We start from the raw sequence: 23396 nt of genomic DNA, 5'->3' as shown, positions 1-23396 counted from the left end.
GGTGCTTCGTACGCCTGCTTGATCTCGAAAAAGATCGTCCCGCGCGAGATCATCTGATACGGTCACTGTGCAGGTACCCAATCAAGGAGTGGCCCATGAGCAGCACCACCGCGCCTTCCGTCAGCACCACCGCGTCCCTGCGCCGCCGATCCCTCGGCATCCTGGCGGCCGTTGCCGCCTGTGTCGCGATCTGGCTGGTCGGAGCGTTCGGCGGCGCCGACTACGCGGTACGCAGCCCCGGTCAGGCCGCAATGGTCGTCAACCTCGTTCCGGTCGTCGTCGTCTCCCTCGCAGCAGCCCTGCTGGGCTGGGCGGCGCTGGCCCTGCTGGAGCGATTCACCGGACGATCAGCCACCACCATCTGGTTCAGCCTCGTGGTGGCGGCCACGCTGCTGTCGTTCGCGCCTCTGCTCCAGGTCGACGCCACCGCCGGCGCCAAGATCGCCCTGGGGGCGATGCACCTGGCGGTGCCGGTCGTCCTGGTCAGCCAGCTACCCGAGAACGACCACTGAAAACCCGACTTGACGACGAGCGGCGAGCGCGTTAAACACGTAGGTGAAGTTGAGTCGTACGGACTCAACTCTGAAACCTTCGGCCCAAGGAACCGAGGAGGCACGACATGCTGATGCGCACCGACCCGTTCCGGGAGATCGACCGGATCGCCGAGCAGTTCTTCGGCACCACCAGCCGTCCGGCCGTCATGCACATGGACGCCTACCGCGACGGTGACTACTTCTACGCGGCATTCGACCTGCCGGGCGTCGACCCGGACAGCATCGACTGCACCGTGCAGCGCAACGTGCTGACCGTCCGTGCCGAGCGTCGCCGCCCCACCGGCGACAGCGTCGAACTCGTCGCCGCCGAGCGCCCGATGGGGGTGTTCCACCGGCAGCTCTTCCTCGGCGACACCCTCGACACCGACAAGCTCGAAGCCGGCTACGACAACGGCGTACTGACGCTGCGCATCCCGGTGGCCGAGCGGGCCAAGCCCCGCAAGGTGGCCATCAGCGCCACCGGCAACGGCCGCAAGCAGATCAACGCCTGAAACCACGACCGCGACGACGGCGGGACGGGTGCCGTCCCGCCGTCGTCCGTCACTCCACATCGACCGGACCAGCCGTCCAGGGTTGCTGATCATGTTCCGGCGCGCCTGATCGTGAACCGGCCTCCCGGCTGGGAACCTTTTTCACATGGCCGTGTCCAACACTCCGGTACTGTTCCGCCCACCGGATCATCCCGCTCTGCCCGGCGGCCCGACCGCCGTCACCGAGGCGTGGCTGCGCAACCGGCGACTCAGTGAGCACACCCGCGACGCCTACCGACGGGACGTCGCCAACTGGCTCGCCTGGTGCACCGACCGCCACCTGGACCCGCTGCGGGTGAACTTCCTGCACGTCAACGAGTACGCGCGAACACTGGAGTCCACACTGGTGGCGCGCACCGGGCGTCCACTCACCCCGGCGACCGTGGCTCGCCGACTGTCGGCCCTGTCCAGCTGGTACGACTTCCTGGTCAAGCTGCGCGCGGTCGACACCAACCCGGTCGCCGACGCCGACCGGCCCCGCGTCGACCGCGACCACTCCGCCACCATCGGGCTCACCCCCGACGAGGTCGACGCGCTGCTCACCGCCGCCGACGCCGACACCGGACCGACCGCCGCCCGCAACCGGGCCGCCATCGCCCTGCTGGCCGACCTCGGCCTGCGGGTCGGGGAACTGGTCGCCCTGGACATCACCGACCTCGGCGCGGAACGGGGACACCGCAGCGTCCGCTTCGTCGGCAAGGGCGGCAAGGCCCGCCGCCGGGCGCTGACCCCCTCCACCGCCCACGCCGTCGACACGTACCTGGCGCAGCGGGCCGCCGCCGAGGGCGTGCCGGTCAGCGAGCTCACCGGCCCACTGCTGGTCACCGCCAGCGGCGCCCGTCTGGACCGGCACTCGGTGTTCCGGCTGGTCCGCCGCCTCGCCCGCAGCGCCCAGATACCGGCCTGGGCACACCTGTCGCCGCACTCGCTGCGGCACGCCTTCGCCACCACCGCCCGCGCCGAGGGCGTACCGCTGGAGGACGTGCAGGACGCCATGGGGCATGCCGACCCGCGCACCACCCGCCGCTACGACCGGGACCGGCACAACCTCGACCGGGATCCCGCGTACGTCATCTGGGCTGCCCGCGCCCGCCGCCGCGGCTGACCGGCGCGCAGCGCCCACCTCACGGACGGCGGCGGCTTTCCGCCCGCCGTGGCGGCGAATTCTCTACCGTCTGAGGGTGTGGGCGCTGCGCAGTCGTGGAGCAGACCGGCCCGGCGACGCCACCCGATGCGGGCTGGGCTCACCTTCGCCGGGATCGGGGTGGCCCTGTGCTGCGTCGGCGTCGCCGGCCTGGGCGCCTGGAACGTCCAGGTCGTCACGCAGGCCGCCGGCCCGGTCCGGGAGACCGCCGAAGGGTTCCTGCGGCAGGTGACCGCGGGCGACACCGACGGCGCGTACGGGCGGCTGTGCAGCGACGCGCGCAGCCGGTGGAGCGAACTGGGCTTCGCCAGCTGGGTCCGCACCCCGCCGGTGGTGCGCGACTACGAGATCGTCGACGTGTCGGTGGCGACCCGCGCCGGCCGGCCGTACGGCACCGTCACCGTACGGCTGACCCGCGACAGCGGCAGCACCGAAGAGCGGGACCTGTCGGTGGTACGCGAAGAGGACGGCTGGCGGGTCTGCGGCGACCCGTACTGACCGTCACACCCCGACCGGCTCGGACGACTCGACCAGCCGGCCGTCGCGCAGCACCAGCACCCGGTCGGCCAGCTCCATCAACGTCGGATCGTGGGTGGCCACCAGCGCGGTCATCCCACGGGCGTGCACCAACGCCCGCAGCAGGTCCATCACCGCCCGCCCGGTCTCCGAATCCAGCTGACCGGTCGGCTCGTCGGCGATCAGCAACGCCGGGTCGTTGGCCAGCGCCCGGGCGATCGCCACCCGCTGCTGTTGCCCACCGGACATCTCGTACGGCCGCTGCGCCGCGTGGCCACCCAACCCGACCAGCTCCAGCAGCACCGACACCCGTTCCTCGCGCTGCGCCGCCGGCACCTTCGCCAACCGCATCGGCACCCCGACGTTCTCCGCCGCCGACAGGATCGGGATCAACCCGAACGACTGGAACACGAACCCGATGTCGTCGCGCCGCAGCCGCAGCAGGTCCCGTTCACCGGCCGCGGTCACCTCGTGCCCGGCCACCCACACCCGGCCCGCGGTGGGCCGGTCCAGACCACCGATCAGGTTCAACAGGGTGGTCTTGCCCGCACCCGAGCGGCCCCGTACCGCCACCAGTTCACCGCGTCCGGCGCGCAGCGACACGTCCCGCAGCGCGTGCACCACCCGGTCGCCGCTGCCGTAGTCACGGCACAGGCCCTGCACCCGGACCAGATCCTCGCTCACAGAGTCTTCCTCTCCTCGCCGGAGCGGACCTGCACGTGATCCGGCTCCAAGGTCAGCTTCACCCGGTCCCGCAACGCCAGCGCGTCGACGAAACCGGCGGGCAACTGCATCCGACCGGCCCGGTCCAGCACCGCGTACTCCTCGGTGACCAGTTCCTCGACGCCGTCGGCGCCGACCCGGGCCCGGCGGTGCACCTCGGAGGCGGTCCGGCCGTCGCGGATCGCGATGGTGCGCCGCACCTGCGAGGCCACCTGCGGATCATGGGTGACCACCACGACGGTGACCCCCAGCTCGGCGTTGATGGCCCGCAACGCGCCGAACACCTCCGCGGCGGTGGCCTCGTCCAGCTCACCGGTGGGCTCGTCGGCGAAGAGCACCTCCGGGTCGTTGGCCACCGCCACCGCGACCGCGCACCGCTGCTGCTCGCCGCCGCTCATCTGCCCCGGCCGGCGATCCGCGCAGTAGCCGACCCCGACCATCTCCAGCAGCTCCATCGCCCGCCGCCGGCCGGCCCGGCCACCCCGGCGGGCCAGCCGCATCGGCAACTCGACGTTCTCCCGGGCGGTCAGATAGGGCAGCAGGTTACGGCCGGTCTGCTGCCACACGAAGCCGACCGTGTGCCGCCGGTACCGCAACCGCTTCCGCGCCGACATCGTCAACAGGTCGTAGCCGGCCACCCGGGCGATCCCCGCCGTCGGGGTGTCCAACCCGGACAGGATGTTGAGCACCGTCGACTTGCCCGAACCGGAGGCCCCCACGATGGCCACCAGCTCACCCCGGTCGACCACCAGGTCCAGGCCCTGCAGGGCGACGACCTCCACCCCCTCGGTGGTGAAGATGCGCACCAGCCCGTCGCAGACGATGTGCCCACGCAACCGGTCCGCGCCACCGGCCCGGGCGGCGGCCCGTTCCGCCGCGCGCCGTTGCAGCGTCGCGAGGTCCGGCGCGTCCTTGACCACGGTCATGCGTTCCCCTCTCCGAGACGCAGCGCCTCACCGAGACGCATCCGTCGGTTCACCAGGTTCTCCACCAACAGGCCGGCCAGCAGCCCGAGCAACACCAGCGCCAGCACCCCGCCCACGACCAACGGGTCCAGGTGATCGCGCATTGGCACACCGGGCGCGAACTGGGCCAACCCGAGGGTCGAGCCGAGCAGCCGAGGCAGGGCGATCCCCACCGCCGCGCCGGTCATGGCCGCGACCACCACCAGCGGCACCAGCTCGTACACCAGCAGCCGGCGGCCGTGCGCGGCGGACAGGCCCATCGTGCGCAGCCGCGACAGCATCCGGCCCCGGCCGGCCGCGTCGGCGACCACCGCGAACCCGACAGCGAGCACGGCAAGTGCCGCGCCGCCGGCCGCACCCGCGGTGAAAGCCAACGTCAACACCTCGTTGGCCCCGGTACGCTCCAGCCCGTCCCGGTACGCCTGCCGGGTCTCCAGCGTCGCCGGCAGCTGGGTCCGGGTCACCTCCCTGCCGAGCACCGCGGACTGCCGGCGACGCTGCGTGGCGTCGGCCACCTCCAGCAACTTCGCCTCGTCGATACCGTCGCCGGCGATCAGATACCGGTTCGGGATGATCGGGGTGAACTCGTACTCCGGCAGCGCCTGCCACGGCAGCACCACGAACCGGTCGACCCCCAACCCCACACCGGGGAAGCTGTCGGCGACCGCGGCGACGCGGAACTCGTACAAGCGGCTCTGCACGTCGGCCACCGCGGTGTCGCCGAGTTCCGCCGCCAGCGTCGGCGACACCACCGCGGGCACCGGCCCGTCGCCGCGGGCCGCGGACCGCAACGCGGCGGGCACCTGCACGTCGACTCCGCTGCGGGCCACCACCTCGGCGAACGCCGGGGCGTCCACCACCAGCACCCGCGCCTGCCCGAGCGCCCTCGCCTGCGGCCCGGCCTCCGACAACAACCGCCGGCTGGACTCCACCGACACGCGGGCCACCGCCTGCACCCCGGGCACCCGGTTCAGCTCGTCCGCCGCGTCCGGGGCGAAGGCCCACCCGGTCAGCCAGGCGTCGGCCGGCACCGTCAGCGTCGCGGCCCGATCCCGGGCGGCGGCCACGGTGGTCGTGACAACCCCACCGAACACCCCGGTGCTGACCGCGACGATCAACACCGCCAACGGTCCCAACGCCACCGGCGCGCCCCGGCCAGCCCGCGCGACACCGAGGAACAACAACGCGCCCCGCGCCCGGCCGGTCAGCCGGCCGATCAGTCGCAGCGGCCACGGCAGCAGCCGGATCGCCACCAGCGCGGCGGCGACCGCGACCAGCACCGGCACCGAGCTCAGGTACGCGTCGACACCGCCGGCCGGGTCGAGGCCACGGCGACGCAGCAGCACCACACCCAGGCCGGCGAGCACCAACACACCGGCCTCCAGCACCAATCGGCGTACGGACGGGCGCTGCCGGACCAGGTCGACCCGCCCGGCGGTCAGCGCGGCCCGCCGCTGCGACAGCATGGCCAGCACCGGCACCACGGCGGTGGTGAGCACCGCCAGCAGCAGCACCCCCCACGGCGTTCCCTCCGATCGGCCCGGCACCCGGGTGGCGATCAGCCACCCGAGCAGCACGGCGACCGGTTGCACCGGCACCGCCTCGACGAGGGTTCGTCGCCCGATCGCGGCCAGCGAGGCGCCTCGGGCCCGCAGCAACGCCAACTCGTCGCGGCGGCGTTGCACCGTCAGGCGGGCGGCCAGCAGGATCAGCCCGAGCAGGCTGGCGACCAGGCCGGTCTGCGCGATGGCCAGCAGCGCCTGCACCGCGTGCAACTGGTCGCCGAACCGGACCAGCGCGACGTCCAGCGACGTGTGCACCGTCGAGCGGGGCAGCCATTCGGTGCGCCGGGTGTCGCCGAGGGCGGTGACCACCGTCTCCAGTGTGGCGGTGTCCAGTCGCCGCTCGTCGAGGCGGTACCGCCACTGGTAGCTGACCGGCACACCGCTGCCGGCGACCACGGTGTCGATCCCGGCCCAGTCGGTGACCGCCATGGCGAGATAGGGCTCGCCATCGACGACAGGCACGATCGGGTTCAGGCCCAACGTCAGGTCGTCCCAGATCGGATCGCCGGCATCACGCGGGTTGAACACGCCGACGACCTGCGCCGACGCCTGATTCGCCGCACTGGCACCGGTGAAGCGCAGCCGGCTGCCGGGACGCAGCGACAGGACCTCGGCCACCGCCGTGGACACCGCCACCTCAGCCGACCCGCCTGCCTCGGTGCGCGGCCAGCGACCGGCGGTGAGCACCGCTGCATCCTGCAGACCGATCTGCGCACGCAGGCCGATCTTCTTGGCCGCCCCGCCGTCCATCGGCGGATCGTCACCGGTGGCGGACAGGTTCTGCTCGTCCAACACGGCGGCGTACCACCGGCGATCCACGAGCGCGGGCAGCGGCTGCGGCAACGCCGCGGCGAACCGCTCCAGGTTGGCCTCACCCGCCGCAGCCGGCTTCGCCTCGTCGGGCCGCTGCTGGTCGGGGCGCTGCTCGACGGCGAGTGACACGTCACGGACCAGGTGCGGCAGCCGGGCCACATCGGCGTGCAGACTACGGTCGGCGTACCCGTTGGCCAGCCGGGGCATCGCGGTCAGCAGCACCGCCGCCACCAACCCCAGCACCGCCAACAGCCCCACCTGGGCGCCGTACGCCCCGATCCGCCTCACCACAGCTCCGGCCTTTCGTTCGCGACTGCGGGGCTCGCAAGCTCACTCGACGCGCTCATCGGTCCTCCCCGATGCGCAGTTGGGTGGCGGTCAGGCGGCGGCGCATGGTCGCCGAGACCGCGGCGCTGAAGGTCAGCGCCAACAGCAGCAGGCCCGCGCCGGTGGCGACCACCGGTGGCCAGTCGACGTTCAACAACGGTGGTGGATGGGGTCGCTCGGCGGACGGGGTGAGGATGACCAGGGGTGCCATCGTCGCGGCGACCCCGACCCCCACCGCCAAGCCGACCAGCACACCCACCCCGGCCAGGAACGACTGCTCGGCCAGCAGCGACCGGGCCACCAGGCGGTGTCCGGCGCCGAGGGTGTGCAGCACGGCCAACTCGGTGGCCCGTCGACGGGCGGTGGCGCTGACGTCCACCGCCACCCCGACGGCGGCCAGCAGCACCGCGGCGAGGGCGGCGGCGAACAGCGCACCCCGGGCACCCACCCCGAACGGGTCACGGGCCAACTCGTCGGCGACCCGTTCCCGGTCCAGCACGGTCAGACCGTCGAGCGCGGCGGCCGCGTTCGACGCCTGTTCCGCCTGCCCGGGCCGGGTGGCCAGCCACCACTCCTCCGGCGGGCGGACGATGCCGTAGTCGTGAAAGAGCCGGGTGGCCAGCGACGGCAGGTCGACCAGCAGCGCGGCGTCGTCGGTGTCGCCGGGCGCCGCGACCAGGGTGTCGACCATGGTCAGGTTGACATCGGCGCCGCCGAGGAACAACTGGGTCTGCGTGCCGATGTCGCGCCGCAGTGCGGCGAGGGCCTGCGGCGTGGCCACCGCCGGCACCAGACCGCCGGCCGCGGGTCGGGATATGCCCAGCCGCAACGTCTTGCCTCGGGCGTAGATATCCGCTCCCTGGCCTCCCACGTAGCTGACCTTCAGGGTGTTCCCGGTGGCCCTCGGTGCGGCCACCGGACCGGACGGGTTGACCATCCGCCACGGGCCGTCGGCCGCCAGGTCGACCGGTTCCCCACGGGAGGCGTCCCGGCTGGCCCGCAGGTCGGACAGCTGCCAGTCGATGGTGATCCGGTCGCTGCCGGCGGTCTCGACGGTGAAGCCGACCAGCCGCCAGGGCGTGTCTGCGGCCGGCAGGTCGACGGAGAAGGGCAGCCGGTCGCCGTTGCCGGTGACGCCGAGCAGCACCCGCCGGTATCCGTTGCCCGGTCCGGAGAGCACCGCATGGTGGCGTACCGGAGCGACGGCGCCGAACGGGTGGTCGATCCTGGTCCGGAGTTGTCCGGTCAGTTGTCGGGTGCCCGCCGGCAGGGGAGTCGCCGGTGCCGTCAGACGCCCGTCGGCGAGTCCGTCGAACAGCTTGTCGGCCGAGCCGCCGGCCAGGTCGGGACGGATCCGCACCACCTCACCGGCGGACTCGGCGTCCCAGGCCAGCACGGTGAGCGGTTGCAGGTCCGGCCCGACCCGCAGGCGGTCGCGCCAGCCGGCCAGGACCGCCGTCGTGCCCGGCAGTTCGGCCAGCCGGTCGGCCCGGTCGTCGGGTGCCGATCCGCCGGTCTCGGTCAGCCGCAGGTCGGCGCCGACCTGATGGGCGGCCTGGTCGTCGAGGGACTGTCGGGACGTACTGGCCAGCGACCAGGCGAGGGTGCCGACCGCGACGGCGAGGGCGAGCAGCAGCACCGGACCGGCGTGCGGTCGTCGACCGGCCTGCCAGGTGCCGAGCATGGTGGCGGTCCACGGCCTGCGGTCCACCCAGCGTTCCGCGAGCCGGACCAGTGGGGGCAGCAGCCGCAGGGCGAGCACCGCCCCGGCCAGCACCCCGAGCGTGGGTGCGGCGGCCAGCAGCGGGTCGATGCCCAACTCGCCGCCCCGGGTGCGCGACAGTGGTGAGGAGTACCGGCTCAGCTGGTACCACGCCAGCAGGGCCAGCCCGACCAGCAGCACGTCGAGTCCGGCCCGTTGCACCATGCCGCGGCGGCTCGGCCGGGAACGGCTGGCCAGGTCGGCGACGTAACTGCCGCCCCGGCGCAGGCTCGGCCCGATCATCGCCAGCGCGCAACCGGCGGCCGCGGCCCCCGCGACCAGCCAGATCATCGCGTCCAGTGACACGTCCGGGCGCAGCGACACCGCGGCGAGTCCGGGGAGGTGCCCGGCCAGGCCGAGCAGTTCGGTGACGAGCAGCGGGGCCAGGACGGCGGCGGGCAGGACGACCAGGGTGGCCTCGCGGGCGGTCAGCCCGGCCAGTTGCCATCGGCTGGCGCCCCGGGCGCGCAGCAGGGCCGTCTCGCCTCGGCGGTGCTCGGTGAGCAGGACCGCGACGAGCAGCAGCGCGTACCCGCCGAGGACCACCACCAGCAGCATCGGAGTGACCAACGCGGAGCGGCCGACGAGGGTGGCCTGTTGTAGCCGGGGCACCAGGCTGGCGAGGTCGCTGATGGCCACCGCGGAGTCACCGAGGCCGGCCTGCGCCGTGGTGGTGGTGACGATCCGGGTGGCCACCTGCGCCAACCGGTCCAGCTCGCTGGTGGTCCTGATCGTGGACAGGTCGGGTTCGACGAGCCAGCCGGCGGAGGCGTTGGCCAGGAAATGGGTGACGAAGTCGTCGCGGTGCACGATCATCGGGCCGTAGGTGGCCGCCTGCGGCAGCGAACCGGTCGCCGTCTCCGGCGCGAGCCGCCAGTACGCGGCGTCGGGCTCGACCGGCGTGAACACCCCCACCACGGTCACCTCGGTGACCCGTTCGGTGAGTCCGTCGGTGATCGGGATCCGGTCACCGACCCCCACCCGCAGCGTCGCCGCGGCCGCGGCCGCCAAGGCGGTCTCCGGTCGCGCGGAGCCGGCCTGCGGCCAGGCACCCGCGGTGAGCCGGGCGTGCTCCGGCAGGCCGTCGAGGAACATCACCGAGGCGTAGATGCTGCCGGTACGGTCGGCGGTGGCGTCACCGGCGTCGCCGCGCAACTGCCGGCCGGCCGCGTACCCGGCGGAGGTGACCCGGGCGGCCAACCCGTCCACGTCGACGCGTACCTGCTCGCGTAAGGCGGTGTCGCGTTCTTGCAGGGCGTCGGCGGTACGCCCGGCCGACGACCGGATCAGCACCGAGCGTTCCTGCGGGGTGGCCGCGGCGAGCACGTTACGGGTGCCCGAGTCGACCACGTCCCGGTTGTACGCGGCCAGTCCGGTGAGGGCGACGGTAGCCACCAGCGCCGCCCCGGCGGCGGCCAGCAGCAGCCCTTTCGTGCCTCGGGCACGCCGCAACGCGAACCTCATTCGACCTGTACCCCCACCGGTTCGCGGGGCGCCGACGGCCCCTGCTCACGTGTCGTCATGCACCAGAAGGGGCGGGACCCGGTGAAAGGTTCGCAGCAGTGATCATTTTGTTATCCGCCCGCCGTGCAGACCGGTGGCGGGGGACGGCCGTCAGGCGTCGACGGTGACGCGGGGACCCAGGTCGCCGCTGCGGTGGTGACGCCGGCAGAGCACCTGGTAACGCACGTCGGCGGTGTCGACGGTGTCACCGATGACGACCTGCTCGCCTTCGCGGACCACCCGCCCGCCGGCGACCCGGGCGTTGAGCAGCCCTTCACGTCCGCACCAGCAGAGCACCTCGACCTGGATGCGGGCCACCGTGTCGGCCAGTTCGAACAGTCGCTGGGCGGCGGGGAACAGGCAGGACCGGAAGTCGGTGGCCAGGCCGAAGGCGTACACGTCGACGTCGTAGCTGTCGACCAGCTCGGCCATCTGCTCCACGTGCTGCACCGAGTAGAAGCTGGCCTCGTCGCAGATCAGGTAGTCCACCCGTACCCCGTCGGCCCAGGCGTCGCGGACCAGGGCCCGCAGGTCCACCTCGTCGGTGATCTCGATCGCCTCGTGGGCCAGCCCGATGCGGGTGGTTACCTGCGGACCCAGCGAACGGTCGATGCGGGTGGTGACCAGCCCGCGCCGGCCCTGCCGGGCGTGGTTGTAGTTCATCTGCAGGGCCATCGTCGACTTGCCGCAGTCCATCGGCCCCCAGTAGAACCGCAGCGCGGCGGCGTGCGCGGGCCGCCCGTCGACGCCACGGGCGGCGACACACCCGGCCGGGGTGTCACTCGACCCGTCCAGCGCGGGTCGGGACAAACAGGTCGGTACGGCGTCTGCGGGGCTCGTCACGGACGGGCAGCCTAGCGGATCGGCGGCGACGGGCCGATCACGGCGGGGCGCGCGATGTGCCTCAGAGCACCCGTGGCGGGGTGTTGCCGGCCGCGACGATCGCCCGACGCATCGGCACCGCCAGCAGCAACACGAACCCGACCACGAAGAAGATCAGCAGGGAGACCAGACCGACCCGGTAGGAGTTGGTCAGCTGGAACACCAGGCCGAACGCCAGCGGGCCGAGCCAGCTGGTGCCCTTGTCGCTGATCTCGTAGAAGCCGTAGTACTCGCCTTCCTTCCCGGCCGGGATCAGCTGACTGAACAGCGACCGGCTCAACGCCTGGCTGCCGCCGAGCACCAGACCGATGGCCGCGCCGAGCAGCATGAACGGCAGCGGCGCCTCGGCCGGCAACCGGAACGCCCCGACGATCACCGCGGTCCACAGCACCAGGCTCAGCAGCACCGTCTTCCAGGCGCCGATCCGCCCGGCCAGCGCACCCAGGCCCAACGCGCCACCGAAGGCCAGGAACTGCACCAGCAGGATCGTCACGATCAGGGTGCTCTGGTCCAGCCGCAGCTCCTCGGTGCCGTACTGGCTGGCCAGGGTGATGACGGTCTGGATGCCGTCGTTGTAGACCAGGAACGCGAGCAGGAAGAACAACGTCAGCGGGTACGCCTTGACCTCCCGCAGGGTACGGCCGAGCTGCCGGAACCCGTCGGTGAGCACGTTGCCCCGGCCACCGGCGGCCAGCGCCGCAGCGGTGGGGTGTTCCCGCAGCCAGCGCAGCGGCACCAGGGTGAACACCGCCCACCACAGGCCCGCCGAGACGATCGACCAGCGGGCCAGGTCCAGGGTCCGCTCGGCGGTGCCGTTGTCGAACGACTGCACCGCGACCAGGTTCAACGCCAGCAGCAGACCACCGCCGAGGTAACCCAGGGCCCAGCCTCGGCTGGAGATGCCGTCGCGTTCGTCCGGGCCGCCCAGCTGCGGCAGGAACGAGTTGTACACCACGATCGCCGCACCGAAGGCGATGTTGGCGACCATGAACAGCAGGCCGCCGAGCAGGTACCGGTCCCCGGTCACGAAGATCATGCCGATGGTGGCGAAGGCGCCGGTGAACGCGGTGGCGGCCAGCAGCCGCTTCTTGTGCAGCGACCGGTCGGCGATCGCCCCGATCACCGGCAGCACGAAGACGGTCAGCAGCACCGACAGTGAGATCAGGTACGGGTAGTAGGAGCCGGCGGCGACCTTGATGCCCAGCGGGTAGACGTAGCCGGTGCAGTCGTCGGCCCCCAGCTCGCACCCGGCGGCGACCTTGGCCACGCTGGTCAGGAACGGCCCGAGGAACACCGTGATGACGGTGGTCTGGAACGCCGAGTTGGCCCAGTCGTAGAAGTACCAGCCGGTGCGCTCGCGGCGGGTGCTGGCGGGGGGAGGAGTGTCGTCCTGCGCGGCGGGGGTCACCGTCTCGGCCATGTGGGGTCCTTTGCCCTGTTTGTTCAGGCGGCCCAGTGGCCGCGGCTGCGGTAGACGTCGCGCAGCACGCCGACGTGGTCGGTCATGATGCCATCAACACCAAGATCAAGTAACTCGTGCATCTCGGCAGGTTCGTCGATCGTCCAGACATGCACCTGCAACCCCAACCGATGCGCCGTACGCAAGAATCGGCGGTCGACCAGCGGCAGCCGGCCGTAGCGCACCGGCACCTGTGCGGCCACCACCGACGGCGGCAGGCGCAGTCGCCGCCCGGTCAGCGAGGCCCAGCGCAGCCGCGCCACCCCCCGTACCCCGAGGCTGGTCGCCACCTGCTCGCCGGTCAACGCCCGCAGTTTGCTCAACCGGGTGTCGCTGAACGAGGCGAGCAGCACCCGGTCGCCGGCGCCGGCCCGGGTCACCGTGGCCACCGTCGGCACCACCGCCCGGTCGGACTTGACGTCGATGTTGAACCGCACCTGCGGCCAGGCGTCGAGCACCTCGTCGAGGCGGGGCACCGCCGCGGCCCCACCGACGCGTACCGCCGCCAGGTCGGCCCAGCGCAGGTCGGCCACCCGGCCGGGTGCGCCGGTGACCCGTTGCAGGGTGTCGTCGTGGAACACCACTGCCACGCCGTCGACGGTGGCGTGCATGTCGGTCTCCACGTACCGGTAGCCGAGGTCGATGGCGCGGGCGAACGCCGCCGTGGTGTTCTCGTCGCCGTCGGCGGCACCGCCACGGTGCGCGAACGCCAGTGGGGTCGAGCCGTCGAGATAGCGGGAACCGGGTGGCACGCAGCGCAGTATGCCCGGCCCCGGTGGCCTGCCGGTGGCCGGGACGTGACCACCACCCGCACCGGGCACCGGCGGACCGGTTGTGCTATCCACACTCCATGATCGAGAAGCAGTCCCGCACCGTGACCGACATCCGCACCCACCGGCTGATCTACGGGTGCATGGGGTTGGGCGGGGGATGGGACCGGCAACCCTACGGCCCCGCGGAGATCGACGCCGCCGAGGCCGCCATCGTCGCCGCCCTGGAGGTGGGCGTCACCGCCTTCGACCACGCCGACATCTACCGCCACGGCAAGTCCGAGGCCGTCTTCGGTGAGGTGCTGGCCCGTACGCCCGGTCTGCGCGAGCGCATCCTGCTGCAGACCAAGTGCGGCATCCACCTGCCCGAGGGTGACCGGCCCGGCTACTACGACCTGCGCGGCACCCACATCCGGCACAGCGTCGAGCAGAGCCTGACCCGGCTGCGTACCGACGTGATCGACGTGTTGCTGCTGCACCGGCCGGACCCGCTGGCCGACCCGGAGGACGTCGCCGAGACGTTGACCGCGCTGCACCGGGAGGGCCTGGTGCGGTACTTCGGCGTGTCGAACATGGCCGCCGCACAGATCGCCTACCTCCAGGCGCACCTGGACCTGCCGCTGATCGTCAACCAGCTGCAGATGAGCCTGGCCGACCGCGACTGGTTGGAGGCCGGCGTCCTGGTCAACACCCCGCCCGCCGCCACGCTCGGTTTCCCCCTCGGCACCGTCGAGCGCGGCCTGCTCGACCGGGTCGGGGTGCAGGCCTGGGGTCCGCTGGCCCGGGGACGGTTCACCGGTGCCGCCCAGACCCCGGCCGAGCACGCCACCACCGCGCACGTGGCGGCCCTGGCCGAGCAGCACGACACCACGCCGGAGACCATCCTGCTGTGGTGGCTGCAGCGGCACCCCGCCCGGATCGTGCCGGTGATCGGCACCTCCCGACCCGAGCGCATCCGCGCCTGCGCCGACGCGGTACGCCGTGAACCCGCCCTCACCCACGAGCAGTGGTACGAGCTGTGGCTCACCGCCCGCGGCGAAGCCCTGCCGTGACGGGTGCCCCTAGTCCTGGCGGAAAAATCAACGGATTTGGCTGACCAGCGCAAACGCGGGGTGTGGGTGGTGCGGTTCCGGGTTCACGGGATGGTTGTCCAGGCGGGCAGCTTGGCCAGGTGCCGGTAGATGGTGGGGCGGGTGACGCCGGACTCGGCGGCGATCTGGCCGCGGGCGCGGGCGCAACTCATGTCACCCTTCAATGTACGCACACCAACACACGAAAACCTCATCGCACTTCCTGCGCAGGAGCGCTTGACATGCGAACCCTGCTTCGTGAATCATTGGTCGCAGTTCGAGGGGGAGTACCCGACGATCGACGCACCGCCGTCAGTACGGACCCGGCTCATCCGGGTCTCGGCGGTGCAGCCACCGGTTGCGGTGGCCCGGGGAGACCTTCGTCCAGCAGCGCCGGCCCGTTGCCGCGGGCTCGGCTGGACGGAAGGTCTCCTCCGTTGTCTGTTTCCTGGTGGGTCTGGGCTGCCCTCATGCTCGCGGTCGCCGCGATGCTCGCCGTCGACCTGTTCCTGCACCGCGACAACCACGTGATCGGCTTCCGCGAGGCCGCCGTGTGGTCGGGCATCTGGATCGCCGCCGGGCTGCTGTTCGGCGTGATCCTCTGGGCGTGGCAGGGCGGCGACGTCGCGAGTACCTACTACGCCGGCTACCTCATCGAGAAGGCCCTGTCGATCGACAACGTTTTCGTCTTCGCCCTGATCTTCACCCACTTCGCCGTCCCCGCGTCGGTGCAGCACAAGGTGCTGTTCTGGGGCGTCATCGGCGCGCTGATCTTCCGGCTGGTCTTCATCTTCGTCGGTGCGGAGTTGCTGGAGACGTTCTTCTGGACCGCGTACGTGTTCGGCGCGTTCCTCATCTACACCGGCTACAAGATGGCGTTCCGCCACGACGAGCAGACCGAGCCGGACCGCAACCCCGTCGTGCGCCTGGTCCGCAAGGTGATCCCGACCGACGCGAACTACCACGGAGACCGGTTCTTCACCCGTATCGATGGCAAGCGCGTCGCGACCCTGCTGTTCGTCGTCCTCATCGCGGTCGAGGCCACCGACCTGATCTTCGCGATCGACAGTGTGGCGGCGATCCTGGCCATCACTACCAGCACGTTCATCGTGTGGGCCGCGAACGCGTTCGCGATTCTGGGGCTGCGCAGCCTGTACTTCTGCCTGGCTGGGCTGCTGCGCCGCTTCGTGCACCTGCACTACGGCCTCGCCGTCCTGCTCGCGTTCGCCGGCGTCAAGCTCATCCTGTCCGAGACCCCGGTCGGGAAACTCCCCATCCCCGTCACCCTCGGCGTCATCGTCGTCACCATCGCGGTGTCGATCGTGTGGAGCCTGCGCGACACCCGCGGCCTGGGGACGGAGCCCGACGACGGCACCACCACCGCCGATGGCGACACCGTTCTTCACGTGGGCACCGCCGGCTCCGGCACCGACAACCCGACGCCTTCATCCGGTACCGGTTCACCGCGCAGCTGACCCCACCACCGGCATCACCCCTACCCGCACCTTGAGATGGAGTACGGCGATGACAACGACCTTCCTGCCCCTACCGACCGAGCTACCCACCGCCGCGACGACCAGTGTGGGTGACTACCCGACCTACACGGCCGCGCAGCAGGCCGTGGACTACCTGTCCGACCACGGCTTCCCCGTGCAGCACGCCACCATCGTCGGCACCGACCTGCGCCTGGTCGAGACCGTGACCGGGCGGATGACCACCGCCCGCGCCGCCCTCGCCGGCCGGACAAATCCGCCGTGAACGTAGTGGAAACCATCACTTCGACGATCATCGACCCCGCGTTCCCGCAGGTCAGCCATATCCGTTGATTTTCCGCCAGAACTACGGGCACCCCGTGACGACCCTGACCGACTGATCCGACCCGGCCACCCCGGGTCGGGTCGGTCAGTCGGCGGCGGTGCGTCGCCGGTGGGAGCGGCTGGTGTCGACCGGCCGTCCCGGGTCGACATGCCGGGGCCGGTCGGGTTCGTCCGGGCGCAGCGGGGCGAGGGTGTCGGTGAGGGCGTCGATGATCCGGTCGGTGGCCAGCCGGGCCACGCCGGGTCGGCCCGGCCTCAGGTCGGCCAACGGCACCGGTTCACCGAAGTGCACCCGTATCGTCGGGCGACGCAGCATGGCGCGGATCAGGCCACCGAGCAGTCCCTTGGGCGCCTGGTAGGGCAGGACCTCGTGGGAGCCCCACTGGGCGACCGGGATGACCGGGGCGCCGCAGGCCAGGGCGAGCCGGGCGGTGCCGGTCTTGCCGCGTTCGGGCCACAGACCCGGGTCCAGGCCGATGCGCCCTTCCGGGTAGACCAGGATCACCGCGCCCGCGGTGACCGCCGCGGCGGCGTCGTCCAACGCCCGGTGCACCGCGCTGGTTCCCCGGTCGACGCGGATGTGACCGGCGGCGCGCATGGCGGCGCCGATCACCGGTACCTGGAACAGCCCGCCGGTGGCCATGATCCGGGGCGCGATCCGACGCTGCCGGCAGGCGGCGGTGAGGACGATCGGGTCGAACGGGCTGATGTGGTTGGCGGCCAGGATCAGCGGCCTGTCGCGCAGCGACGCGGGGACGTCGCCGGTGACCTCCAGCCGGGCCAGCAGCGCGACCGCGCCACGGGCGAGCGCCTGCGCGGCGCGCCAGATCAGCGGCGGTTGCCAGGGGGAGTGCGCGAGGTCCATCAGCGGGCATGGTCGCATGCCCGAGCCCCGTACCGATGCCTGGGGGCGTGAGCCCTGCCCAGGTCGTCGCCCGGCTGATCGAGCAGTGCCGTCATCGCCGCGGGCCCTCCGGCAGAGGTGAGCAGGGTCATTGGTCCCGGGCCCGTTCGGGCCCCTCGACTCTGCACTTCTCTGTACGACAAGCGGTAGTATCTACTACGTCTTGTAGTATGAGCAGCAGCCTGGGGGGTCGCAGGTGGACGCGTTGGACGTCGCCCGCTGGCAGTTCGGTGTCACCACCGTCTACCACTTTCTCTTCGTTCCACTGACCATCGGGCTCTCCGTCCTGGTCGCCATCCTGCAAACCCTCTGGCACCGCACCGGGAACGAGAAGTACCTCAAGCTCACCAAGTTCTTCGGCAAGCTGTTCCTGATCAACTTTGCGATGGGTGTGGTCACCGGCATCGTGCAGGAATTCCAGTTCGGCATGAACTGGAGCGACTACTCCCGCTTCGTCGGTGACATCTTCGGCGCCCCGCTGGCCATCGAGGCCCTGGTCGCCTTCTTCCTCGAATCCACCTTCATCGGCCTGTGGATCTTCGGCTGGGACCGGCTGCCCAAGCGCCTGCACCTGGCCAGCATCTGGGCCGCCGCGATCGGCACCAACCTGTCGGCCTACTTCATCCTCGCGGCCAACTCGTTCATGCAGAACCCGGTCGGCTACCGCTTCAACCCCGAGACCGGCCGCGCCGAACTGACCGACTTCGTCGCCGTACTGACCAACAAGGTCGCCCTGATCACCTTCCCGCACACCATCGCGGGTTCATTCCTGGTCGCCGGAAGCCTGCTGGTCGCCGTCGCCCTGTGGCACCTGATCCGCAACCGCGACAGCGCCGACACCCCGGCCTACCGCTTCGCCGCGAAGTTCGGCTCCTGGGTCACCCTCGTCTCGGCCGTCGTCGTGTCCATCACCGGCGACATCCAGGGCAAGATCATGACTCAGGTGCAGCCGATGAAGATGGCCGCCGCCGAAGGGCTCTACCAGACCGAGAGCCCGGCGTCGTTCTCCGTACTGACCGTCGGCAGCCTCGACGGCAGCCGCGAACTGTTCGCCATCAAGATCCCCTACCTGCTGTCGTACCTCGGCACCGGTGACCCCAACGGCACCGTGCAGGGCATCAACGACCTCCAGGCCCTCTACACCGCCCAGTACGGCCCCGGCAGCTACACCCCGATCATCCCGGTCACCTACTGGAGCTTCCGCTTCATGATCGGCTTCGGGCTGGCCGCCGCCGCCATTGCCCTGCTGGTCCTCTGGACCCACCGCAAGGGCCGCACCACCCCCAACAGCAAGTGGCTGCTGCGCGCCGGCCTGGCCATGCCGATCCTGCCCCTGCTGGCCAACTCCTTCGGCTGGATCTTCACCGAGATGGGCCGTCAGCCCTGGATCGTCTTCGGCGAGATGCTCACCCGCGACGGCGTGTCGCGCAGCGTCTCCCTCACCGAGGTCCTCACCAGCTTCACCGCCTTCACCCTCATCTACGCCGCCCTCGCCGTCGTCGAGGTCAAGCTGCTGCTGCGCTACGCCAAGGCGGGGGTGCCCGACGTCACCCCCGACCCCGAACCCGACGACACCGACGACAGCGAGCGCCCGCTCGCCTTCGCCTACTGACCCGGAGCCCCATCGTGGAACTGACCACCATCTGGTTTCTCCTCGTCGCCGTGCTGTTCACCGGCTACTTCATCCTCGAGGGCTTCGACTTCGGCGTCGGCATGCTGCTACCCGTGCTCGGCCGTGACGACCGGGAACGCCGAGTCATGATCAACACGATCGGGCCGGTCTGGGACGGCAACGAGGTCTGGCTGATCACCGCCGGCGGCGCCATGTTCGCTGCCTTCCCCGAGTGGTACGCCACCCTCTTCTCCGGCTTCTACCTGCCGCTGCTGCTCATCCTGCTGGCCCTGATCGTGCGTGGCGTCGCCTTCGAATACCGCCACAAGCGCCCGGAGGCCTCCTGGAAGCGACGCTGGGACGCCGCCATCTTCTTCGGCTCCCTCGTCCCGGCCATCCTGTGGGGCGTCGCCTTCGCCAACATCCTGCGCGGCGTACCCCTGACCGCCGACCACGAGTACGCCGGCGGCCTGTTCAACCTGCTCAACCCGTACGCCCTGCTCGGTGGCGCCACCACCGCGGCCCTGTTCCTCACCCACGGCGCGGTGTTCATCGCCCTCAAGACCGTCGGCGACATCCGGGACCGCGCCGCCGCCCTGGCCGTACGCCTCGGCGTCGGCACCGCCGTGCTCGCCGTGGCCTTCCTCAGCTGGACCCTGACCATCCGCTCCAGCACCGCCGCCGTCGTCTTCGCCGTCGGCGCGGCACTGGCCCTGCTCGGTGGTCTCGCCGCCGCCAAGGTACGCCGCGAAGGCTGGGCCTTCACCGGCACCGCGGTGGCCATCGCCCTGGCCGTGGCCACCCTGTTCGCGGCGCTGTTCCCCAACGTGCTGCCCTCGACGCTGGACCCGGCCGGCACGCTGACCGCCGTCAACGCCGCCTCCACCCCCTACACCCTGAAGATCATGACCTGGGTGGCGGTGATCTTCACCCCGATCGTGCTGGCCTACCAGGGCTGGACCTACTGGGTGTTCCGTAAGCGCATCGGCGTCGCCCACATCCCGCAACACTGAACCGATCGGCCATCGGGCCGGGGGCCACGCCCCCCGGCCCGATCCGGCACCATGGCGACCATGCCCCGCCTGCACACCCACACCTACGCCACCACCGTCACCTGGACCGGCAACCTCGGCACCGGCACCAGCGGCTACCGCGACTACCGCCGCGACCACGACGTCACCGCCGACGGTCACCCGGTCATCCCCGGCAGCTCCGACCCCACCTTCCGCGGCGACCCGACCCGCTGGAACCCGGAGGAACTCCTGCTGGCCGCCCTGTCCCAGTGCCACATGCTGGCCTACCTGCACCTGTGCGCCGACAACGGCATCGTCGTCACCGACTACGTCGACCACGCCACCGGCACCATGACCACCGACAACACCGGCAGCGGACGCTTCACCGAGGTCGTCCTGCACCCGGAGGTCACCGTCGCCGACCCGGACACCGTCGACGCTGCCACCGCCCTGCACGACGACGCCCACCACCTCTGCTTCATCGCCAACTCGGTCAACTTCCCGGTCCGCCACCAACCCAGCACCCGCACCGGCTGAGCGGACATCACTATCGTCAGGCCGTGCAGCTGACCATCCGCGAACTCACCGCAGACGACCTGCCCGCCGCGTGGCAGCTCGGCCGACTCACCTTCGGCGGCGACCCGCAGCCACCCCCGCAGCCCACCGCTGCACCCGCCGGGCGCACCGGCTACGGCGCCTTCGACCCGGCCGGCACCCTTGTCGGCAAGGCCGTTGACCTGCACGACGAGCAGTGGTGGACCGGCCGGGCCGTACCCGCCGCCGACGTCGCCGGGGTCGCCATCGCCCCCGAGGCCCGCGGCACCGGCGTCGCCCGGGCGCTGCTGCGCGCCCTGCTGCGGGGCGCGCACGACCGTGGCGCCGCCGTCAGCACCCTCTTCGCCACCACCAGCGGCCCCTACCGCGCCCTCGGCTGGGACGTCACGGGACACCTGCGCACCCTCGACCTGCCCACCACCGCGCTGCCCCGACACCGGCCGGCGCCGCACCTCGCCGTACGCGCCGGCACCCCCGCCGACCTGCCGGCCACCGTCGACCTGTACCAACGCGTCGCCGCACACCGCAACGGCCTGCTCACTCGCACCCACCCCCGCTTCGCCCCCGGCGACGAGCTGCCCTACGACGGGCTCACCCTCGTCGAGCACGACGGCGCCCTGGTCGGCTACGCGGGCTGGAACCGCGGCCGTGGCTACGGCCCCGACTCCGTCCTGACCGTCGAGGACGCCCTCGCCACCAGCGCCGATGCCGCCCGCGCGCTCATCGGCGTGCTCGCCAGCTGGCACAGCGTCGCCCCCACGGTACGGCTGACCCCGCTGACAGGCGACGCCCTCAGCGCGCAACTGCCCCTCGAAATCGCCCGCGAACACGAACGCGACACCTGGATGCACCGTCCCGTCGACGTCGTCCGCGCCGTCGAAGCCCGCGGCTGGCCCGCCCACGTCCGCGGGCAGGTCACCTTCGCCCTCACCGACGAGCTCGCCGACTGGAACACCGGCACCTGGCAGCTCACCGTCGCCGACGGCCAGGCCCAGCTGCGGCGCACGAGCACCGACACCGACCTGCACCTGACCGTGCGGGGGTTCGCCCGCCTCTACACGGCCACCGCCACCGCCCGTACCCTCGCCGAAGCCGGCCTCCTGCAGCACCGCACACCCGACCCGGGCGCCCTGGACCTGCTCGCCGCCGGCGCACCCGCCCAGGCCCTCGACTACTTCTGACAAACGCGTGGGGCCCGGGGCATCGGCCCCGGACCCCACGCCACCGACTCCGCTCAGCTGGCCTCGCGCAACTCCGCCAGCCGGGCCTCGATCTCGGCCAACTCGGCCCGCAGCTTCTCCGCCTGCTGCTCGGCCTCGGCGCGTTCCGCCGCCAGGATCTGCTCCACCGCCTCGTGCACTCCCGGCACGTCCACCAGCGCCACCATCCGCAGCGCCTCCGCCGGCTTCACCACGTACGGCTTCGCCAACGCCTTCGCGCCCTGCTGGGCGGCGACCGTCCACTCGCCCTCGGCGTACGCCAACGTCACCGTCAGCCCTGCCGGGCCCTTCGGCTTCGCCGCCTTCACCGCCCGCCGCGCCGGCTTCGCGTCCGCTGCCTCCACCTTCGACTCCTCCCGCACCTTCGGCTCCTCCCGACGTGGCTGCGGCACCTGGTCCAACACGAACTCCGGCTCCGCCGCCACCGGCTCGACCGGCGCAGCCTCCACCTTGGACTCCGCCGGTCGGCGACCCGCGCCGCGCGGCGCCATCGCCACATCTGCGGGGGAGAAGGGCAACTCGTCGCGCCCGAAGCGCACCACCACGAACTCGTCGGACACCGATGGATCGGTCAACTCGACGACCTGACCCAACTGCCCGGCGATCTGACCCGCCGACGCCGTGAACATCACCTTCGGCTTACGGCCGGCGGCCAGCGCCTCCCGGATGCCACGAACCTCGTCATCGGACAAACCCTGGTCAGCGGCACCCATCACACGACCTCTCCCTCGTACACGTGTTCAATCGCCTGCCTTGATACCAGTCGCCGCCGACAACCCGAAGATCAGCCCCCACGCCCGCGCCCCCACCGGGCACCGACGCACGACACCGGTGTGCTGCGCCACATCATGCTGCCCACCGCATCGACCGTCACGGTAACGTCGCCGCCACCGGCCGGGACAGGGGGAGAGAGTCAATGACACCACCGGTCACCGTCATCACCGGCGGCAGCCGTGGCATCGGCGCGGCCACCGCCCGCCGTCTCGCCGCCGCCGGCCACCAGCTCGCCCTCGGCTACCGCCGCGACCACGCCACCGCCGAGGCCGTCGCCACCGAGCTGCGCGCCACCGGCGTACGCGTCGTCGTCGTACCCGCCGACACCCGCGACCCCGACCAGGTCAGTGCCCTGTTCGACGCCGCCGCCGCACTCGGCCCCGTGACCGGGCTGGTCAACAACGCCGGCGTCACCAGCCCGATCGGCCCCTTCACCGACCTGCGCGTCGACGACCTGCGGGAGGTCGTCGACGTCAACCTCGTCGGCTACGTGCTCTGCGCCCAGCAGGCCGCGCACCGGATGACCGACGGCGCGGCCATCGTCAACATCTCCTCCGTCGCCGCCACCCTCGGCAGCCCCGGGGAGTACGTGCACTACGCCGCCGTCAAGGCCGCCACCGACGCCCTGACCATCGGCCTGGCCAAGGAACTCGCCCCCCGGGGCATCCGGGTCAACGCCGTCGCCCCCGGCATCATCCGCACCGACATCCACGCCCTGTCCGGTCAACCGGACCGGCCCGACCGCGCCGCGGCCCGCATTCCGCTGGGCCGCCCTGGCGAACCCGACGAGGTCGCCGCCGCCGTCGCCTGGTTGTTAAGTCCGGACGCCTCCTACACCACCGGCGCCGTCCTGCGCGTCGGTGGCGGTCTCTGACTCGGGCCGGTTCCGCACGTCCTGCCTGGTCGCGCCGTGTCATC

General features: G+C 71.8%; 21 protein-coding genes and 1 pseudogene. 12 read left to right on the top strand and 10 right to left on the bottom strand.

Annotation, left to right across the window (positions count from 1 at the left end; all coding sequences use genetic code 11):
* Positions 1–95: 95 nt before the first annotated feature.
* The 4 genes from JMF97_RS08935 to JMF97_RS08920 all read left to right on the top strand — a co-directional run bounded on the left by JMF97_RS08935 (position 96) and on the right by JMF97_RS08920 (position 2726).
* Positions 96–512, top strand: a complete 417-nt coding sequence (locus JMF97_RS08935; protein WP_203221114.1) for a DUF6069 family protein — start codon at positions 96–98, stop codon at positions 510–512.
* 107 nt (positions 513–619) lie between these two features.
* On the top strand, positions 620–1045 hold the full coding sequence (locus JMF97_RS08930; RefSeq protein WP_013733857.1) for an Hsp20/alpha crystallin family protein: 426 nt from the start codon (positions 620–622) through the stop codon (positions 1043–1045).
* Between the two features lie 145 nt (positions 1046–1190).
* Positions 1191–2189, top strand: coding sequence for a tyrosine-type recombinase/integrase (locus JMF97_RS08925; RefSeq protein WP_203221113.1), 999 nt, complete (start codon positions 1191–1193; stop codon positions 2187–2189).
* Between the two features lie 126 nt (positions 2190–2315).
* Positions 2316–2726, top strand: a complete 411-nt coding sequence (locus JMF97_RS08920) for an Rv0361 family membrane protein (RefSeq protein ID WP_013733859.1) — start codon at positions 2316–2318, stop codon at positions 2724–2726.
* A 3-nt stretch (positions 2727–2729) separates the two neighbouring features.
* On the opposite strand, the gene JMF97_RS08915 is transcribed toward JMF97_RS08920, so the two are convergent.
* The 7 genes from JMF97_RS08915 to JMF97_RS08885 form a co-directional block, all read right to left on the bottom strand.
* Positions 2730–3428: an ABC transporter ATP-binding protein gene (locus tag JMF97_RS08915; protein WP_013733860.1), complete on the bottom strand. Its 699-nt coding sequence runs from the start codon at positions 3426–3428 to the stop codon at positions 2730–2732.
* Positions 3425–4393, bottom strand: a complete 969-nt coding sequence (locus JMF97_RS08910) for an ABC transporter ATP-binding protein (protein ID WP_203221112.1) — start codon at positions 4391–4393, stop codon at positions 3425–3427. Before JMF97_RS08910 ends, JMF97_RS08915 begins: the two co-directional genes overlap by 4 nt.
* A complete protein-coding gene (locus JMF97_RS08905) occupies positions 4390–7098 on the bottom strand; it encodes an ABC transporter permease (protein WP_203221111.1) in 2709 nt (902 codons plus the stop codon). The genes JMF97_RS08910 and JMF97_RS08905 overlap by 4 nt, the downstream gene beginning before the upstream one ends.
* A 55-nt stretch (positions 7099–7153) precedes the next feature.
* On the bottom strand, positions 7154–10363 hold the full coding sequence (locus JMF97_RS08900) for an FtsX-like permease family protein (protein ID WP_203221110.1): 3210 nt from the start codon (positions 10361–10363) through the stop codon (positions 7154–7156).
* Between the two features lie 150 nt (positions 10364–10513).
* Complete coding sequence (locus tag JMF97_RS08895; RefSeq protein WP_043720896.1) at positions 10514–11245, bottom strand: thymidine kinase; 732 nt, start codon at positions 11243–11245, stop codon at positions 10514–10516.
* Between the two features lie 61 nt (positions 11246–11306).
* Positions 11307–12704, bottom strand: coding sequence for an MFS transporter (locus JMF97_RS08890; RefSeq protein WP_203221109.1), 1398 nt, complete (start codon positions 12702–12704; stop codon positions 11307–11309).
* 23 nt (positions 12705–12727) lie between these two features.
* Entirely contained in the window at positions 12728–13495 is a 768-nt protein-coding gene (locus JMF97_RS08885) for a glycerophosphodiester phosphodiesterase family protein (RefSeq protein WP_203221108.1), read from the bottom strand.
* A 98-nt stretch (positions 13496–13593) separates the two neighbouring features.
* Here JMF97_RS08885 and JMF97_RS08880 point away from each other — a divergent pair, with 98 nt between their 5' ends.
* Entirely contained in the window at positions 13594–14565 is a 972-nt protein-coding gene (locus tag JMF97_RS08880) for an aldo/keto reductase (protein WP_203221107.1), read from the top strand.
* An 83-nt stretch (positions 14566–14648) separates the two neighbouring features.
* Here the strand turns inward: JMF97_RS08880 and JMF97_RS31765 are convergent, their stop codons facing one another.
* Positions 14649–14777, bottom strand: a complete 129-nt coding sequence (locus JMF97_RS31765; RefSeq protein WP_273543826.1) for a helix-turn-helix domain-containing protein — start codon at positions 14775–14777, stop codon at positions 14649–14651.
* Positions 14778–15020: 243 nt separating this feature from the next.
* On the opposite strand from JMF97_RS31765, the gene JMF97_RS08875 reads away from it, so the two are divergent.
* Positions 15021–16058: a TerC family protein gene (locus tag JMF97_RS08875; protein ID WP_238359036.1), complete on the top strand. Its 1038-nt coding sequence runs from the start codon at positions 15021–15023 to the stop codon at positions 16056–16058.
* Positions 15970–16323: pseudogene (locus tag JMF97_RS32315) on the top strand (YflT domain-containing protein); the annotation flags it as partial. The gene JMF97_RS08875 and the pseudogene JMF97_RS32315, both read left to right, overlap by 89 nt.
* 162 nt (positions 16324–16485) lie before the next feature.
* Here JMF97_RS32315 and JMF97_RS08865 read toward each other — a convergent pair.
* Positions 16486–17265: a lysophospholipid acyltransferase family protein gene (locus tag JMF97_RS08865; RefSeq protein WP_203221106.1), complete on the bottom strand. Its 780-nt coding sequence runs from the start codon at positions 17263–17265 to the stop codon at positions 16486–16488.
* A gap of 235 nt (positions 17266–17500) precedes the next feature.
* Here JMF97_RS08865 and JMF97_RS08860 point away from each other — a divergent pair, with 235 nt between their 5' ends.
* Genes JMF97_RS08860 through JMF97_RS08845 form a run of 4 tightly spaced genes read left to right on the top strand, consistent with a single transcriptional unit; the run spans position 17501 to position 21665 of the window.
* A complete protein-coding gene (locus JMF97_RS08860; RefSeq protein WP_203221105.1) occupies positions 17501–18916 on the top strand; it encodes a cytochrome ubiquinol oxidase subunit I in 1416 nt (471 codons plus the stop codon).
* 14 nt (positions 18917–18930) lie between these two features.
* Positions 18931–19929 (top strand): cytochrome d ubiquinol oxidase subunit II, encoded by a 999-nt coding sequence (gene cydB / locus JMF97_RS08855; RefSeq protein ID WP_126712911.1) that lies wholly within the window; start codon positions 18931–18933, stop codon positions 19927–19929.
* Between the two features lie 51 nt (positions 19930–19980).
* Positions 19981–20466, top strand: coding sequence for an OsmC family protein (locus JMF97_RS08850; RefSeq protein WP_203221104.1), 486 nt, complete (start codon positions 19981–19983; stop codon positions 20464–20466).
* A 29-nt stretch (positions 20467–20495) separates the two neighbouring features.
* Positions 20496–21665 (top strand): GNAT family N-acetyltransferase, encoded by a 1170-nt coding sequence (locus JMF97_RS08845; protein ID WP_203221452.1) that lies wholly within the window; start codon positions 20496–20498, stop codon positions 21663–21665.
* 53 nt (positions 21666–21718) lie between these two features.
* On the opposite strand, the gene JMF97_RS08840 is transcribed toward JMF97_RS08845, so the two are convergent.
* Positions 21719–22417, bottom strand: a complete 699-nt coding sequence (locus JMF97_RS08840) for a hypothetical protein (RefSeq protein ID WP_203221103.1) — start codon at positions 22415–22417, stop codon at positions 21719–21721.
* Between the two features lie 203 nt (positions 22418–22620).
* Between JMF97_RS08840 and JMF97_RS08835 the strand changes: the two genes are divergently transcribed.
* Positions 22621–23352 (top strand): SDR family oxidoreductase, encoded by a 732-nt coding sequence (locus JMF97_RS08835; RefSeq protein WP_203221102.1) that lies wholly within the window; start codon positions 22621–22623, stop codon positions 23350–23352.
* Positions 23353–23396: the final 44 nt, after the last annotated feature.

It is taken from the genome of Micromonospora fiedleri, assembly GCF_016774385.1.
Taxonomy (GTDB): Bacteria; Actinomycetota; Actinomycetes; order Mycobacteriales; family Micromonosporaceae; genus Micromonospora; species Micromonospora gifhornensis.
Note: the sequence above shows the minus strand (reverse complement) of the source record. Positions and strands in the feature narration are given on the sequence as shown.

Bases quoted from the DNA above. Each gene is read 5' to 3' on its own strand.
- JMF97_RS08840 (WP_203221103.1), bottom strand. From the start codon at position 22,417: ATGGGTGCCGCTGACCAGGGTTTGTCCGATGACGAGGTTCGTGGCATC.
- JMF97_RS08880 (WP_203221107.1), top strand. From the start codon at position 13,594: ATGATCGAGAAGCAGTCCCGCACCGTGACCGACATCCGCACCCACCGG.
- JMF97_RS08850 (WP_203221104.1), top strand. From the start codon at position 19,981: ATGGCGACCATGCCCCGCCTGCACACCCACACCTACGCCACCACCGTC.
- JMF97_RS08900 (WP_203221110.1), bottom strand. From the start codon at position 10,363: ATGAGGTTCGCGTTGCGGCGTGCCCGAGGCACGAAAGGGCTGCTGCTG.
- JMF97_RS08865 (WP_203221106.1), bottom strand. From the start codon at position 17,265: ATGGACCTCGCGCACTCCCCCTGGCAACCGCCGCTGATCTGGCGCGCC.
- JMF97_RS08835 (WP_203221102.1), top strand. From the start codon at position 22,621: ATGACACCACCGGTCACCGTCATCACCGGCGGCAGCCGTGGCATCGGC.
- JMF97_RS08925 (WP_203221113.1), top strand. From the start codon at position 1,191: ATGGCCGTGTCCAACACTCCGGTACTGTTCCGCCCACCGGATCATCCC.
- JMF97_RS08930 (WP_013733857.1), top strand. From the start codon at position 620: ATGCTGATGCGCACCGACCCGTTCCGGGAGATCGACCGGATCGCCGAG.
- JMF97_RS08920 (WP_013733859.1), top strand. From the start codon at position 2,316: ATGCGGGCTGGGCTCACCTTCGCCGGGATCGGGGTGGCCCTGTGCTGC.
- JMF97_RS08910 (WP_203221112.1), bottom strand. From the start codon at position 4,393: ATGACCGTGGTCAAGGACGCGCCGGACCTCGCGACGCTGCAACGGCGC.
- JMF97_RS08890 (WP_203221109.1), bottom strand. From the start codon at position 12,704: ATGGCCGAGACGGTGACCCCCGCCGCGCAGGACGACACTCCTCCCCCC.
- JMF97_RS08935 (WP_203221114.1), top strand. From the start codon at position 96: ATGAGCAGCACCACCGCGCCTTCCGTCAGCACCACCGCGTCCCTGCGC.